Source organism: Streptomyces sp. NPDC002580 (genome assembly GCF_042889485.1).
Taxonomy (GTDB): domain Bacteria; phylum Actinomycetota; class Actinomycetes; order Streptomycetales; family Streptomycetaceae; genus Streptomyces.
Genome location: NZ_JBIAQZ010000017.1, coordinates 17,553 through 35,120 on the forward strand (window position 1 = coordinate 17,553; position 17,568 = coordinate 35,120).

General features: G+C 73.8%; 2 protein-coding genes. Both read left to right on the forward strand.

The window, feature by feature from the left end; all coding sequences use genetic code 11:
- Positions 1–658: 658 nt before the first annotated feature.
- A complete protein-coding gene (locus ACFYW7_RS35850) occupies positions 659–2,446 on the forward strand; it encodes a fatty acyl-AMP ligase (RefSeq protein ID WP_389510282.1) in 1,788 nt (595 codons plus the stop codon).
- Between the two features lie 330 nt (positions 2,447–2,776).
- Complete coding sequence (locus ACFYW7_RS35855) at positions 2,777–17,530, forward strand: SDR family NAD(P)-dependent oxidoreductase (RefSeq protein ID WP_389510285.1); 14,754 nt, start codon at positions 2,777–2,779, stop codon at positions 17,528–17,530.
- The last annotated feature ends 38 nt before the right edge of the window (positions 17,531–17,568 follow it).

The following is a 17,568-nucleotide window of genomic DNA, read 5'->3' on the forward strand; positions in this document are numbered from 1 at the left end:
CCCCCCCCCCCCCCCCCGGGGGGGCCCGCCCCCCCGGGGGGGGGGGGCCCCCCCCCCCGGGGGGGGCCCGGCCGGCGGTCGAGTCGGCGGATGACTGAGCCGTTGAGTGCGTGGCCCGGCGGGCCTGGCTCGGCTCGGCGCGGTGCCGGACGCGCGGGGTGAGAATCCGTCCGATTGCGCGCGCGGTGGAAGCGCGGCGCTGAATTCCCGCACCGCCATTCTTGGGTGCGTCGCGCGGTTCGCCCCACTCGTGCCCGGAATGTGGGTGGCACCGGAGACGGGGAGCGGCCGGGCGGTCCGAACGTTGTTCGGAGCGCGTGACGCGGCACACATGTTTCTCCGGGGCACCCCTCGCACCAGCCACTTCACCCCGTTCACGTGTGGTGACCGACTGTCAGATCGCCCAATTCCGCATTTAGTACCCGGGGTTACATCTGCGGGGCGGGCCGGACTTGCTATTGTGTTACCGGTTAGTAGCAATCCGTTAGGGGGCCACGGGGAGCCGGCGCGAGCATTGCCGGCGTTTCCCGGGCGGATTTGGTCGAGACGGACGTTCTGGCAAGGGGGCCAGGCGGACACGGCATCTGCGCGTATCCATGACGCGGCCTTCGCACTTCAGTCTTCTCGCTCACTGATCCGAACAGGTGAGACTCCTCTTATGGCTCGTTCCATGGTCGATCTGCTGACCACGCATGCCTTCCGACAGCCTGACCGGACCGCTTACCGGTACCTCGTCACGGGTGACTGCGACGGAGAGATCCAGGAAATTTCCTATGGGCGGCTTGCGGAGCGGTCCCGGGCCGTCGCCGCCTGGTTGCAGGAGCGCGGCCTGGCCGGTTCCCGTGCCATGCTGCTGTATCCGCCCGGGATCGAGTTCATCTGCGGCTACCTGGGCTGTCTTTCGGCCGGGGTCGTCGCCGTGCCGGGTCTGCCCCCGCAGGGGCGGTCGCAGAACCACCGCGCCATGCTCCGGATGAAGCGTCTGATCGCCGACGCGGACGCCAAGGTGATCCTCGGCGGACGTGAGGCGATCGCCGCCCTCGCCACCATGGCGGAGCACCTCCCCGAACTGGACGGGATCACCTGCGTCGCCACCGAGGACATCCCCGACGAGGCGGCCGGCTCCTGGCGTGAACCCGACCTCACCGCCGACTCGGTCGCCTTCCTCCAGTACACCTCCGGCTCCACCTCCGCCCCGCGCGGGGTGATGGTGACCCACGGGAACCTGCTGGACAACGAGCGGGTCATCACGGAGCGGATGGGACACACTCCCGATGTGATCGAGGAGTACGGCCATGAACTCTTCGTCAGCTGGCTGCCCGTGTACCACGACATGGGCCTCATCGGCCCGGTCCTGAACGCGGCCTATCTCGGCGTGACCGCCACCCTCTTCTCCCCGCTGCACTTCCTGCAACGGCCCGAGCGCTGGCTGACCGCCATCAGCCGGTACCGCCCGCACACCAGCGGCGGCCCCAACTTCGCGTACGAGTTGGCCTTGAAGCACGCCACGCCGGACCTTCTCGAAGGCCTCGACCTGAGCCGGTGGAAGGTCGCCTTCAACGGTGCCGAACCGGTGCGGGCCGCGACGTTGCGCCGGTTCGCCGAGACCTTCGGCGCGGCCGGCTTCCGCCGTGAGGCCCTGTATCCGTGCTACGGCCTGGCCGAGGCCACGCTGATCGTCACCGGCGGCTCGGTCCAGGCGCCGCCCACCCTGGCCCCTGCCCCTGTATCTGCCTCCGCTCCCTCCGCCGGAACCGACGGGGCCGGGCCGCGGACCGGCGCGGCGGACGCGGGGTCGGCGGACGCCGGGGCGACGGACGCGGCAGCGGTCGGCTCCGGCAGGCCCGGTCCCGGCATCACGGTGGTGATCGCCGACCCCGAACGGCAGGAGGAGGTGGCCGAGGGCGAGGTCGGCGAGATCTGGGTGTCCGGCGCGAGTGTCGCCAAGGGGTACTGGCGCAACGCGCTCGCCACCCGGCAGACCTTCCGGGCCACCCTCAAGGGGCGCGAGGGCCGTTTCCTGCGCACGGGCGATCTCGGATTCCTGCGGGGCGGCGAACTCTTCGTCACTGGCCGTCTCAAGGACCTGATGGTCATCGACGGACGCAACCACTACCCGCAGGACCTGGAGCTGTCCGCCGAGATGTCGCACTGGGCGCTGCGGCCCGGCTGCACCGCCGCCTTCTCCGTCGACGGGGGAGGGGAGGGCGAACTGCCCGTCGTCGTCGCCGAGACGGCGCCGGAGGCGGTGGGCGAGTCCGAGAAGATCATCGATCTGATCCGGGGGGCGATCGGCGAGGCGCACGGACTGCCGGTGCGCGACGTCGTCCTCGTCCGTCCCGGCACCATCCCCAAGACGTCCAGCGGGAAGATTCAGCGCCGTGCCTCGCGGACGGCGTATCTCGACGGCACGCTCTCCCTGGTCGGCGACCCCGCGACGAGATGAGTTCGCCCGCTGGCGGCGCGCCCACGCGCCGTCGGCGGCTCAACGGCCTCCTTGAGCGGACCTGTTGCCCGGTCGCCGGCCGGGGGCCGCAAGTCGCGGTCGTCGGTACGGCAGTCGTGCGTCGCGTCACAGGGGCCGCGTCGCATCTGTACAGCCGCCGGAATTCCGGGTCCTCCCACCCCGATGCACCGCCTCCCCCCAATTCACCGTCTGCCGTCTGCCGTCTGCCGTCTGCCGTGCGTCGGCGGCACCAGCTGTACGCCGTGCGCGCCCGTCGCATCGGCCGTACGGAATCCACCTGAGCCCGAGTTCACGAGGACACCAGCCCAGATGCCTGCGAACGAGTCCCCGAAGCAGTTCCCCGAGATGTCTCCCACGACCTCCGAGGGGGTGCGGTCCTGGTTGACGTCGGCCGTCGCCGAGGCGGCAGGGCTCGCCCCGTCGGTCGTCGCTCCGGAGCGGCCGATCGCCGAATTCGGTCTGGGATCAAGGCAGTTGGTGTCCTTGGCCGCCCGTCTGTCCACGTGGACCGGGCGGCCGCTCGAGCCGTCCCTCCTCTTCGACCACCCCACGATCGCGGGCATCGCCGAGGCACTCTTCGGCGAACAGCCCCTGGGCACCACCGATCAGGCACCCGCCTCCCCGCCCACCGACCCGCTGGTGCGGTCGGCCGACGACATCGCGATCATCTCCATGGCCTGCCGGTTCCCCGGTGGCGCCGACGACCCGGAGGCTCTCTGGCGGTTGCTGGCCGCGGGCGAGGACGCCGTCGGTGAGGTGCCCGGAGGGCGTTGGGACACCGAGGGGCTCTACGATCCCGACCCGGACGCGACCGGCAAGGCGTACACCCTGCGGGGTGGCTTCCTGACGGGCATCGACCGCTTCGACGCGGCCTTCTTCGGGATCTCGCCGCGCGAGGCCGCGGCCATGGACCCGCAGCAACGGCTGCTGCTCCAGACGGGCTGGGAGGCGATCGAGCGTGCCGGGATCGTCCCGGAGACGTTGAACGGCAGCCTGACGGGCGTCTACGTCGGCCTGTACGACAGTGGATACCTCGCCTCGGCGCCACTGGACCGGCTCGACGGGCACGTCGGCACGGGCTCCGCGTCCAGCGTGGCGTCCGGACGCATCGCCTACACCCTGGGACTCCAGGGGCCGGCGGTCACGGTGGACACGGCCTGCTCCTCCTCTCTCGTGGCCCTGCACCTGGCGGCGCGGGCCCTGGCCGGCGGTGAGTGCGACCTCGCGCTGGCCGGCGGGGCGACGCTCCTCGTGACACCGCGCGGGCACGTCGAGTTCAGCAGGCTGCGCGGACTGTCACCGTCCGGGAGGTGCAGCCCGTTCTCCACAGAGGCGGACGGAGTGGTGTGGGCCGAGGGCTGCGGACTGGTGCTCCTGAAGCGGCTCGCGGACGCGCGCCGGGACGGCGACCGGGTCCTCGCGGTCGTCAAGGGCTCGGCGATCAACCAGGACGGCCGCAGCCAGGGACTGAGCGCGCCGAGCGGTCCGGCGCAGGAACGGGTGCTGCGCGCCGCCCTCGACGACGCCGGCCTCCGGCCGGAGGACCTCGACTACGTCGAGGCGCACGGCACGGGCACCCTGCTCGGCGACCCCATCGAGGGCCGGGCGCTCGGGTCGGTCTTCGGACCGGGACGGCCCGCGGACCGGCCCCTGGGCATCGGTTCCCTGAAGTCCAACATCGGTCACACACAGGCCGCGGCCGGTATCGGCGGCGTCATCAAGACGGTGCTGTCCCTCGGACACGCACGCATCCCGGCCTCCCTGCACGCCGAGACCCCGACCGGGCACGTCGACTGGGCGGGTGGCGGGCTGCGCCTGCTCAGCGGCTCCGAGGCGTGGCCACGCCGCGAGGACCGGGTGCGGCGGGCCGGGGTGAGCGCCTTCGGGATCAGCGGCACCAACGCGCATGTGGTGCTGGAGGAGCCACCGCGGGACCTGACACGCCCCGCCGAGACATCCGCCGGGACGCCGACGCCGACATCGACCCAGGCGCCGACGGTGACGGTGGCCGAGGCGCCGACGGTGGCATCGGCCGAGGCGCCGACACCGGCTCCGGTGCAGACGCCGGAACAGGCACAGGCCCAGGCGCAGTCACCGCTACGGACGCCGGCATCGGCGCAGGCGCAGCCACCGGTACAGACGCTGGCATCGGCACAGGCGCAGCCACCGGTACAGACACAGGAACCGGCGCAGGCGCCCCCCGCACAGATACCGGTGCCGGCGGCAGTACCGGCTCAGGCGCCGACACCGGTACTCCCTCCGGCGCTCGCCCCCCGCTCCCGCACCGGGGAGCCCGTCCTCTTCCCGCTCTCCGCCCGCACCCTCCCGGCGCTCCGGGGGCAGGCCGCCCGTCTGCTCGACGCGCTCGTCGTGGGACCGCGACCGGCGCTGGCCGACGTGGCCGCGACGCTGGCGCACCACCGCACACACTTCGAGCACCGAGCCGTCGTCCGGGCGGGCGACCATGCCGAACTGCTCACCGCGCTCCGCGGTCTCGCCGGGGGAGACCCGGACCCCGACCTGGTGGTGGGCCCGCAACAGACCCTTCCGCACGGCAAGTTGGCGTTCGTCTTCCCCGGCCAGGGTGCGCAGTGGTCCGGCATGGCCCGCGAACTCCTGGACAGATCACCGGTGTTCGCCGACGAGCTGGACCGCTGCGACGCCGCGCTGCGCCCGTTCACGGACTGGTCGGTGGCGGCCGTCCTGCGCGGTGACGAGGGCGCACCCTCCCTGGACCGGGTGGACGTCGTCCAGCCGGTGCTCTTCGCCGTGATGGTCTCCCTGGCCGCGGTGTGGCGGGCCCGAGGCGTACGGCCGGACGCGGTGATCGGGCACAGCCAGGGCGAGGCCGCCGCGGCCTGTGTCGCCGGGGCGCTGAGCCTGAACGACGCCGCGGCGGTGGTCGCCCTGCGCAGCCGGACGCTGACCGAGGTGTCCGGGACCGGGACCATGGCCGTACTCGGCCTGCCGCACGCCGAGGTCGAGGCCCGTCTCGCCGGACTCTCCGGTCTCGGCGGCCGGGTGTCCGTCGCCGCCGTCAACAGCGGCCGTTCGACGGTGGTCGCCGGTGAGGTGGAGCCGCTCGAAGCCCTCCTCGTCGACCTCGACCGGGAGCAGGTGTTCGTCCGCCGACTCGACGTCGACTACGCGTCCCACAGCGCCCGGGTCGAGCCACTGCGCGCGACGATCCTCGACGAACTCGACGGCGTCACCACCTCCTCGACCACCGTCGCCTGGTACTCCACGGTCACCGGCGAGCCGGTCACGGAGGAGCTGGAGGCGGACTATTGGTACGCGAACCTGCGCGAACCCGTGCGCTTCGCACCCGCCGTGGAACGCATGATGGCCGACTGCTACCGCCACTTCGTCGAACTCAGCCCGCATCCCTCCCTGATCACCGCGGTGCGCACCGTCGCAGAGGACCACGGTCACGAGGACGTGGTCGTCGTCGGATCGCTGCGCCGCGACGAGGACGGGCCCGCCTGTCTGGACCGGGCGGCCGCCGAACTCCACGTCCACGGGCGGCGGATCGACTGGCGCCGCGTCGTTCCCGACGCGGAGGCGGTCGACCTGCCCACGTACGCCTGGGATCCGCGGTCCTATTGGATCGAGCCCGAACCCGAGTCCCGGGCCGTGGCCTCCGGGCTCTTCGACCGCTCCGCGCACCCGTTGCTCGGCGTCCAGCTCCAGTCGGCGGACGAGACCCGCTGGACCTTCCGCAACGAATGGTCCCCGGCCACCGCCGACTGGCTGCCCGACCACGCCGTGTTCGGGCGGACCGTGGTGTCGGGCACGACCCTGCTGGAGCTGTGCCGAGCCGCGCTCGCCGTGGCCCGCCCTGACGACTCCGGCCACGTGAGCGATCTGCTCCTGCTCGCGCCCCTCGTGCTGCCGGAGACCGGCACGGTCGAGGTGTCCGTCGAAGTGGTCACCACCGGATCCGCGCCCGAGGTCACGGTGCACAGCCGCCCGCGCGGCGGGGACGCCCCCGACTGGACCCTGCACGCCACCGCGACGGCTGTCGCCCCCACCCGGGTGACGGCGGCGGCGCCGCCCGTGTGGCCGCAGGACGCCGAGTCCGTGTGGAGCGCGGGGACGTACGAACGGCTGGCCGAGTTCGGTCTCGGCTACGGCCCCGCCTTCCAGGGCGTCCGGTCGGCGGTCACGGCAGGGACCGACGGCGTGCTGCTCGCCCGGCTGTCCCTCCCGGTCGCGGCCCGCGACGCGAGCGATCCCTATCCCGTCCATCCGGCGCTGCTGGACGCCGCGTTGCACGTGGCGGCCGCGCTGGACGCGTCCGGGAGCCGGGTGCTGCTGCCGGTCGCGGTGGGGCGCTGTGTCCTGCCGCCCGGCGGCGCGAGCGACCTCACGGCTCTGGTCAGGCGCTCGGGCGGCTCGGGGACGGACCTGACCCTCGACGTCACCCTGTGGGACGCCGACGGCCTCCCCGCGGGCCGACTGGAGGACGTGCGACTGCGGGCCGCCGACCCGGCGGACCTGAACGGCGCCTCGGAGAACGGCCGTCATCTGTACGAGGTGGCGTGGACGGCCGTGACCGAACAGCCCGTGGCGGTACCCGGCGCCGCGTGGGCCGTCCACGGGGACCGCTCCGACCCCGAGGTCGCGGCCGCCCTGCGCGGGTCGGCGGCGGCCGGACTCCAGGAGGGCGACGCGGGCGCCGACATCGTCGTACGATTCTGGCCGCGTCCGGCGGATGATGCCGAACCGGCGGCCGTGGCCCAGGAGTTGGCCGCAGTGGCGTTGGCCGAACTGCGCGCCCTGATCGAACTCGCGGACGACCGACGGCCCGCCCGGACCGTCTGGGTCACCCGCGGCGCGGTCGCGACCGGCACCGGGGACACCGTGCCCGGCCTGGCCCAGTCGGTGCTGTGGGGCCTCGCCCGCAGCGCCCGGACCGAACACCCGGACCTCGGGCTGACGCTCCTCGACCTCGACGGTCCCGACTCCACCGACGCCCTGCCGGCCGCTGTCGCCCATGACGGGGAACCCGAACTCGCCTTCAGAGACGGCCTGTTGCTCGTCCCGCGGCTGGTGCGCGCCCGCGCGGCCGACGAGCTGCGGATCCCGGCCGGTGACTGCTACGAACTGTCCGGCCCCGCGACCGACCCGACCCTGCGCACGGTGGTGCCCCCGGCCCTGACCTCGGGTCGGGTGAGGATTCAGGTGCACGCCGTGGCGGTTCCCGGGCCCGGAGAGGAGCGGCCGCGCACCGCCTGCGCCGGTGTGGTCACCGAGACGGCCGCCGACGTGACGGACCTGAGCCCCGGCCTGCGGGTCGCCGCCCTCGCCGACACTCCGCCCGGCTCCACGGCCGTCGCCGACGCACGGCTGGTCACGGTGCTCCCGGACGACGTGCCGTTCACCGCCGCGGCCGCCCTGCCCCTCGCGCCCGACGGCGCGACCGGTACCGATGACGCGGCCACGACACCGCACGAGGCCCTCGTCGGTCCCGCACGCGCCGCCCGTCCCCAGGTCCTGCCCGTCACCGCCGCACGTGAGGCGCTACGACGGGGCAGGGTGTCGAACACCCCGGTCGTCCTCGACCTCGTGGGACACCGCGCCCCGGCGCCCACCGACGGCACGGTCCTGATCACCGGTGGGCTCGGTGCCGTAGGCCGGCACATCGCCCGGCTCCTCGCCGAACACGGCGTCCCCCGGCTGCTCCTGACCTCACGTCAAGGTCCGAGGGACCCGCGGACCGCCGAGGTCACCGCCGAACTGACCTCCCTCGGAACCGAGGTCGAGATCGCGGAGTGCGACGTCGCCGACGCGGAAGCCCTGGCCGACGTGCTCGCCCGGGTCGGCGACGCGCTGCCCCTGCGCGGTGTCGTGCACTGCGCCGGAATCCTGGACGACGGGGTGCTCGCCGAGCTGACGCCCGAACGCCTCGCGCGGGTCCTGCGCCCCAAGGTGGACGGCGCCGCGCATCTGCACCGGCTCACCGCGGACACACCGCTCGACCTGTTCCTGCTGATCTCCTCGGCTGCCGGAGTACTCGGCAGCCCCGGGCAGGGAAACTACGCGGCGGCCAACGTCTTCCTCGACCAACTGGCCCACCACCGAAGGGCCCTGGGCCTGCCGGGCATCTCGGTCTCCTTCGGCGCCTGGGCGGGTGAAGGCCTCGCCGCCGAACACGCCGACCTGGACCGGATGGCCCGGCTCGGCCACCGCGCACTCAGCCCCGACCAGGGTCGCCAACTCGTCGAACTCGCCCTGCGCCGGGGCGCACCGCACCTGGTCGCCTGGTCCCTGGACCTGCCCCGCCTGCGCGAGAGCACGGACGCCGGTACGGCGGCCCTCTGGCGTTCACTGCTGCCCGCGCCCCACACGGGTCAGCGCGGCGATGTCACCCTGGCGGACCGGCTGGCCCGGCTCCCGGAGGCCGACCGCGCCGCTCGGGTCCTGGCCCTGGTCCGCGAGGAGGCGTCCCGGGCGCTCGGCCTGCGCTCGGCGGAGTCCGTCCGTCCCGATCAGCCGCTGCGTGAGCTCGGCATGGACTCGGTGACGGCGGTGGAACTCCGCAACCGCATCGGCACCCGGATCGGCACCCGGCTCCCCGCCACCCTGCTGTTCGACCACCCCACCGCGGCCCGGCTCTCCGCCCACCTGCTGAGCACCGCTCTCGCCACGGACGGCCGCACCACCCCGCGCACCGCCCCCGATCCGCGGTCCCCCCGGCCCCTGGCACCGGCCCCGGACGAGCCGTTGGCCCTGGTGGGCATGGCCTGCCGACTGCCCGGAGGTGTGAACGACCCCGAGGGCCTGTGGCGTCTGGTCGCGGAGGGCCGCGACGCGGTGGGCCCGTTCCCGGCGGACCGCTGGGACGTCGACGCGCTGCACGACCCCGACCCGGAGGCCCTCGGCAAGTCGTACGCCAGGGAAGGCGGCTTCCTCGACGACCTGGAGTCCTTCGACGCGGGCTTCTTCGGCATCACGCCGAAGGAAGCGGCCGCCATGGACCCCCAGCAGCGACTGCTGCTGGAGACCGCCTGGGAGGCGCTGGAACGCGCCGGGACCGTGCCGGCCGAGCTGGCGGGCAGCACCACGGGCGTGTACGTCGGCATGTTCGGCAGCGACTACCTAGCCGGCTCCCGGCTCGACCAGCTGGACGGGTACGTCGGCACCGGATCGGCGCCGAGCGTGGCCTCGGGCCGGCTCGCCTACACGCTGGGCCTGACCGGACCGGCGCTCACGGTGGACACCGCGTGCTCCTCCTCCCTGGTGGCACTGCACCTGGCGGCGCAGGCCCTGCGGTCGGGCGAGTGCGACCTGGCGCTCGCCGGCGGGGTGACGCTGATGGTGACGCCGGGAACCTTCGTCGAGTTCAGCCGTCTGCGGGGACTGTCCCCGACCGGCCGCTGCCGCTCCTTCTCCGACGAGGCCGACGGCGCCATCTGGGCCGAGGGCGCGGGCATGGTCGTACTGAAGCGGCTCGGCGACGCGCGGCGCGACGGCGACGAGGTGCTGGCCGTACTGCGCGGCACGGCCGTCAACCAGGACGGTCGCAGCCAGGGTCTCTCCGCTCCGAACGGTCCGGCCCAGGAGCGGGTGATCCGACGGGCGTTGGAGCTGTCCGGCCTCGAACCCTCCGACATCGACTACGTCGAGGCCCACGGGACCGGCACCACCCTCGGCGACCCGATCGAGGCGAACGCCCTCGCGGAGGTCTTCGGCACCTCGCGTCCCGGGGGCCGCCCGCTGCACCTCGGCTCGCTCAAGTCCAACATCGGCCACGCGCAGGCGGCTTCGGGCGTGGCCGGTCTGATCAAGGTCGTACAGTCCCTGCGGCACCGGTCCCTGCCGCGCACCCTGCACGCCGGTACGCCCAGTCGCCATGTCGACTGGGACGACAGCGGTCTGCACCTGCTGGAGGAGACGGTCGCCTGGCCCTCGTCGGGCGAACGCCTACGACGGGCCGGTGTCAGCGCCTTCGGGATCAGCGGAACCAACGCGCACGTGATCGTGGAGGAGGCGGAGCAGGCCGCCGAGATCATGCCCAAGGGCGAAATCGCCCCGCGTGACAGGCTGTTCGTGCTGTCCGGGCGGAGCGAGGCCGCCGTGCGGGGGCAGGCCGCACGGCTGGCCCGCCACCTGGACGAGGAGGTCGCCCTGGCCGATGTCGCCCACACCCTGGCGCGACACCGCAGCCACTTCGAACGGCGAGCCGGGATCGTGGCCCGGGACCGGGACGAACTGCGCTCACGGCTCGACGCGTTGGCGAGCGGACGCAGGCCGCCGGCCCCGTCCCACGGGGAGCGGACGGGCAAGGTGGCGTTCGTCTTCGCCGGGCACGGCGGGCAGTGGCCGGGCATGGGCATGGAGTTGGCGTCCGAGTCGGAGGCCTTCCGCGAGGAACTGGCCCGGATCGACGAGTCCGTCCACCGCCACGCCGGCTGGTCCGTCCTCAACGTGCTGCGCGCGCCCGAGGAGTTCGCCCCGCTGAACCGCACCGAGTTCCTGCAGCCGGTGCTGTTCGCAGTCAACGCGGCCCTGACCGCGGCCTGGCGCGCGCTCGGCGTCCGCCCGGACTCCGTGACCGGGCACAGTCTCGGCGAGATCGCCGCCGCGTACAGCGCGGGCGCCCTCACCCTCGACGACGCCGTGTCCGTGGTGACCGGGCGTGCCCGAGCGGTCGCCCCGCTGGTCGGACAGGGCGGCATGCTGTCCCTGGAGCTGCCGCGCGCGGAGGTCGAGCGGCTCCTCGCGCCGCACCCGGACCGGTTGTTCGTCGCGGCGGTCAACAGCGCGCGCTCCACGGCAGTCTCCGGCGACGCCGAAGCGCTGGCCGAACTGAGCGCTCACCTGGAAGCGCGGGACATCCCGTTCCGGCGGCTGTCGACGCCGTTCGCCTCCCACACCCCTTTGATGGACCCGGTCCGCGCGGACCTGCTGGACCGGCTCTCCGGCATCCGGGGCACGCGCACACCGACCCCGCTGTACTCGACCGTCCTGGCCGAACCGGTGCCCGGCGACCGGCTGGACGCCGACCACTGGTACGCGAACCTCGGGCGCCCCGTCCGCTTCGCGGACACGATCCGGCGCATGCTCGACGACGGTCACCGCTACTTCGTCGAACTGAGCCCGCACCCCTCGCTCACCGCGTCCGTCGAGGCGGTGGCGGCCGAGGCGGGGATCGACGCGGTCACGGTCGGCTCACTGAGCCGCGGCCGGGACGGACGGAGCGTTCTCCTGGGCCGGCTGGGGGAGTTGTACGAGGCGGGGCACACCCCCGACTGGCCGGTGCTGTTCCCCGAGGGCCGCCGGACCGACCTTCCCACGTACGCGTTCGCCCGTGAACGCCATTGGCGCGCACCCGCCCCCGCCACCGGGACGGCCGGGGGCTCGCCCCTCCTCGGCACGCATGTCGAGGCCAGCGACACACCCGGCCGGCACCTCTTCCAGAGCGACATCGACCTGCGCGACAGCCGCTTCGCCTACCTCACCGACCACCGGGTCACCGGACAGGTCTGGCTGCCCGGCGCCGCCTTCCTCGACCTGGCCCTGGAGGCCGCGTCCACGACGTTCGACGGCGGCGAGGTACGACTGGCCGACGTGAGGTTCGTGCGGCCCCTGGCCCTCGACGAGGACCGGCCCGTACGGCTGCAACTGGTCGTGCAGCCCGCCGGGGAGGACGGCTCACGGGACTTCACCATCTCCTCGGCGGCCGTCGGAGAGCGGCGCGCGCCGTGGCAGCGGCACGTCACCGGACGGATCGTCGACGCCGCCGAACCCGCGCCCGCCGCCCCCGACGCGGGCGAGGAACCCGCCGTGCTGCGCGAGCGCTGCGACGAAGAGGCCGACCTGCCCGCCGTCTACGCGGGACTGGCGGCCCTGGGCATCGAGTACGGGCCCGCCTTCCGGCTCCTGGAGCAGGGCCACCGCGCGGACAGCACGGCGATCGGCCGACTCGCCCGGCAGCCCGCCGCCGGTCACCTGCTGCACCCCGCGGTACTCGACGCCGCCTTCCACACGGCGGCCCTCCCGTCCGACGCGCCCGCGGGCCGGGCCTTCGTGCCCGCCGGGGTCGGAACGCTGCGCTTCACCGGTCTGCGCTCCGCGCCCACGTGGGCGACCTGCCGACTGCGATCCATGGACGGGGACACCGCGCTCCTGGACCTGCGGCTCTGGGACGAGAAGGAACAACTCGTCCTGGAGGCGAAGGGGTTCGAACTCGCCGCGCTCTCGCCGCTGGACGGCGCGCTCTTCGAGACCCGCTGGCAATCACGTCCGGCGGCACGGGAACGGCCCGTCGACGGCACCTGGCTCGTCCTGGCCGACGAGACCGGAGCGGGCGACGCGCTCGGCGAACGGCTGGCCTCCGCCGCCGTTCCCCATGTGATCGTGCGCGGGGGTACGGCGTTCGCCGCCGAAGGACCCGGCCGCTACGTCCTCGACACGGCCGATCCGCACCAGCTGACCCGGCTGCTCGACGAGGCCTTCGCCGACGGGCCGCCGGAGCGGGTCGTGCACCTGTCCGCACTCGACGCACCGGCCGTCGTGGATGCCGCCACGGCCGAACAGGCCGCCCGATGCTGCTGCTTGAGCACCCTGCACCTGGTCCGGGCGATCGCCGACCGGCCCCGGGGCCGCGCCCCGCGCCTGTTCGTCGTCGTACGCGGCAGCCAGGCGGCCGGCGACAGCACCCAGGTGACACACCCTCAGCAGGCCCTCGCCTGGGGCTTCGGGCTCTCGGTGGCCCAGGAACACCCGGAACTGTCCACCACTCTGATCGACCTGCCGGCCACAGGCGGCGCCGACGATCTGTGGACCCAGCTGCGCCACGCGGACGACGAACGCCTCGTCGCACTGAGGGAGTCGGGCCGACTCGTCCCACGGCTGGCCCGCACCCGCCCCGACGACGGGGGCCACGGCACGATCACCCCGGACGGCGTCCACCTGATCACGGGCGGCCTGGGCGGCCTCGGCCGGGTGGCCGCCGAACGGCTGGTCCGCCGGGGTGCCCGACGACTGGCCCTGCTGAGCCGGGGCGGACCCGACGCGGCCGCGGACAGCTGGATCGAGGGGCTCGAAGCACACGGAGTCACCGTGCACCTCGCCCGCGCGGACGTCGCCGACCGGGCCGCGCTGACGGCCGCCCTGGACGCCGTACGACGCGAGGCCGGACCGATCGCCACGGTCGTCCACGCGGCAGGAGTCCTCGACGACGCCACGCTGGCGAACCTGACCGACGAACGCGTCCTGCGCGTCCTCGCCCCCAAGGTCCTGGGCACCACCCTGCTCACCGAACTGGCACCGGAGGCCGAGAGGTTCATCCTCTTCGCCTCGGCCGCCGGCGTCCTCGGCTCGGGCGGCCAGAGTCCGTACGCGGCGGCGAACGCCTACCTCGACGCCTGGGCACACCACCTCTCCCGCACCGACCGCCGGGCGCTGAGCCTGGACTGGGGCGCCTGGAACGGGGTCGGCATGGTCGCCGGCTCCGGCACCCGGGCCGCCGAGACCAGCCGTTCGGGGCTGATCGCCTTCACCCCGGAGGAAGGCGGCGACCTGTTCGAGCGGGTCCTTCCCACCTCCCGCCGACAGCTCGCCCCCGTCGCCCTGGACAGGGAGGCGCTGGAGCTCGACCCGGACGCGGCGCGCACCCGCCCGATCCTGGGCGACCTGATCACCGCCGCCGCGGAGCCGGCGGGCACGGACGACCTCGTCACCCGGGTGTTCGCGGCGACGACGGACCAGGACCGGGCCGCACGGCTCGAAGCCTACGTACGGGCCAAGGTCGGCCAGGTCTCCGGAGGCGTCGTGGAGCTGTCCGGGACCACGGCCCTCAAGGAACTGGGCCTGGACTCCCTCATGCTGGTCCGGCTGCGCAACGCCTTCACCCGTGAGCTGGGCGCCGAACTCCCGACCGCCGCCGTCTTCTCCGCGTCCGACGTCCGGGGTCTCGCACGGGCCCTGGACGAGGTGCTGCCCGAGCGCGACCCCCGCGCACGGAGTCAGGAGCCCCAGCCCGACAACACGCCCGAGGTGCCCGAGAGCGAGCTGCGGCCCGCGACCCGCGACGTCGTACGGCTGTTGCGCAGCGCCCAGCCGGGCATGCCGGACGCGGCGCACGCCGTGGGCCTGGCCGTCCGGCTCACCGCGCCGACCACCCGCGAGACGCTCACCGACATCGTCACCCGGCTCGCCGGACGGCACGCGGCCCTGCGTACGGCGGTGGCCGGAGACGGCGGCCGGGGCCGACAACTGCGGGTGGATCGGCAGCCGGCCGAGCCGCTGCTGCGCTGGACGGACGTGCCCACCGACGCCGTACCCGACGCCGACGACCGGCTGTCCCGGCTGCTGGAGCCGCCGTTCGACCTGGCCACGGCACCGCTGTGGCGATTCGAGCTCCTCGACGCCGGTACGCGGGGCCAGATCCTGGTGTTCGGCGCCCACCACGCGGTGAGTGATCTCCAGTCGCTGCTGCTCGTCGCGGGGGAGATCGACACCGAACTGTCCGGCACCTCACTCGGCGACGCCGTCACCAACCGGGACATCGACCTGCTGATCGAGACCCAGCGGACCGGCGAATCCACGGTCCCCACCGCCGCAGCCACCGGCGCCGCCGCCATCGAGTGGCGCGAGGCCTTCCAGGGCAGCGAGCGTCTCGACCTGACGCTCGCCCGGCCGCGCCCGGCGACGCGCTCGTACCGGGCCGGGAGCGTCACCGTGGCGCTGCCCGACAGGCTGACGGAGCGGGTGTCGGCCGCCGCGAGCAGGCTCGCCGTCACCCCGGCCGCCTTCTGCCTCGGCACCCTGACCGTCCTTTTGGCCAGGAGGCGGGAGCGGGAGCGCTTCGTGCTCGCCGTGCCCGTCGACACGCGCATCCACGCCGACGCCTTCGACGCGGTGGGCTTCTTCGGAGTGCCCGTGCCGTTCCCCGCGCGAGCGGCGGCGGGGGAGCGGATCGAGGAGGTGCTGCGCCGGACGGACGCGCGCCTGGACCGGGTCCTCGCGAAGGGCGCCATGTTCTCGGACGTGCTGCCGACCCTGGCCCGGCAGGGACTGCACCGGGCGAACGCCCCACTGGTGGAGGTGTACTTCAACTACGTGCGCTCCTCGGCGGCCCAGCTCGGCCGACTGGAGGTGCTCCCGGCCGGTACGGGTTACACCGACCTCGACCTCATGATCACCATGACCCCGGACGCGGGCCGCGTACGACTCGACCACAACCTCGACATCCTGGACGCGGCCACCTCCACCGAGCTGGCGGAGGACTTCCTGCGGCTGCTCGCCACGACGGCCGACGACCCGACGGAGGCGGTCCGTGCGACGGGTACGGCCGCGAACGCCGCGGCGGGTCCGACGGCAACCGGGACCGCGAGGGAAGCGCCTGACACGACCGGCGCGCCTGACACGACCGACACGATTGCCGCGACCGGCACGAGGGAAATGACGCGGACTGAGGGCGTGCGGGACCCCGGTGTCCACCCGCGCTCCTCGCTGGCCCTCGCCGCGACCTTCGCGCTCGGCAATCTGCCACTGCTGTGCGAGGCGGCTCTCGAGGACGGCACGCGGGAAGGGGTACGACAGGGGGCGCCGTACGAGGGCCTGACGGTCGCGGAAGCGCCGTACCACCAAGTGCTCGCCGCCCTGCGCGACCCCTCGGGCGTCTTCACCGATCCCGCGACGGCGGTCGGCGTCGTGCTGATGCGGGCCGCGGACCTGGAGCGGTTCGGCCCGATGACCGACGAGGCGCTGTCCGAACTGCGCACCGCCTACCCGGCCGCGCTGCGGACCCTGTCCGAGCGGACCCGCACACCACTGGTCGTCGGCATCCTGCCCTCGGCGCGGCGGGACGACCGCTTCGCGCGATGGGAGAGCGACCTGGTCGCCGAACTGACCGACGCGCCCGGCATCGCGGTGCTGGGCCCCGACGACTGGACGCCGCGCCCCGCCGCCGCGGAACGCTTCGACGAACGGACCGAGCGGCTGGCCCATCTCCCCTTCACCCCGCACTTCCAGGCGACGGTGGCCGTGCGGCTGGGCCAGATGGTACGAGCGGTACTGCGTCCCGTGCCGAAGGTGATCGCGGTGGACGGCGACGAGACCCTGTGGGGCGGGGTCGCCGGGGAGGTAGGCCCCGACGCGGTGGACCTGACCGGACCGCGTGAACTGCTGGCACGGAAGCTGTTGCGGTGGCGTGCCGCGGGCGCGCTGCTCGCGTTGGTCAGCAACAACGACGAGGACACCGTACGGGCGGTCCTGGACCGGCCGGACAGCACGCTGAAGCCGGAGCACTTCAGCGCGCTGTCCGCCGGCTGGGGCCCGAAGCCGGGCCGCCTCACGGAGGCCGCGCGCACGCTCAACCTGGGTCTGGACAGCTTCCTGTTCCTCGACGACAACCCGGTGGAGATCGAGGGAGTGCGGTCGGCGTTGCCGGAGGTGCTGGCGGTGACCTGTCCTCCGGCAGCCCAACTGGGCGACTTCCTGAACCGGTTGTGGCCTCTCGTACCAGCGGCGGCGACGGCCGAGGACGGCTTGCGGGCCGGCTTCTACGCGCAGGAGCGCGAGCGGGACGCGGCGCGCGAGCAGGCCGGCTTCGAGGAGTTCCTCGCCGAGTTGCGGTTGGAGGTCGACATCCGGGCCCTGGACGGGCCCGACGTTGAACGCGCCGAGCAACTCGTCCGCCGCACCAATCAGTTCACCCTCCGTCCCCGGTCGGCCGACGGCGGCGATCTGGCGCGCTGGCGGGAGCACGGTGAGGTGTGGACGGCCGCCGCGCGGGACCGTTTCGGCGACTACGGCCAGATCGGCCTCCTCGCCCTGCGCGCCAACGGCGATCAACTGGACGTCCTCGCCTGGATGCTGAGCTGTCGCGCACTCGGCCGAGGCGTCGAGGAAAGGCTGTTGGCATGGCTCGCGGATCACGCCGAAAGACTGGGCTGCGCGAAGGTCCGGCTGACGGCTGAGCGCACCGACCGCAACGTACCGGCGCGGCGTCTGCTGGCCGCGCTCGGCGGCGGCGACCAGGACGACGAGCACCTGGAGAGCGTGGTCACGCCGGAACACCTGCGGGGCTTCCGCTCCTGGCGGCAGCGGTGAGCGGGCCGGCGGTTCGGCTCGCGGAGGCAGTGCGGAAA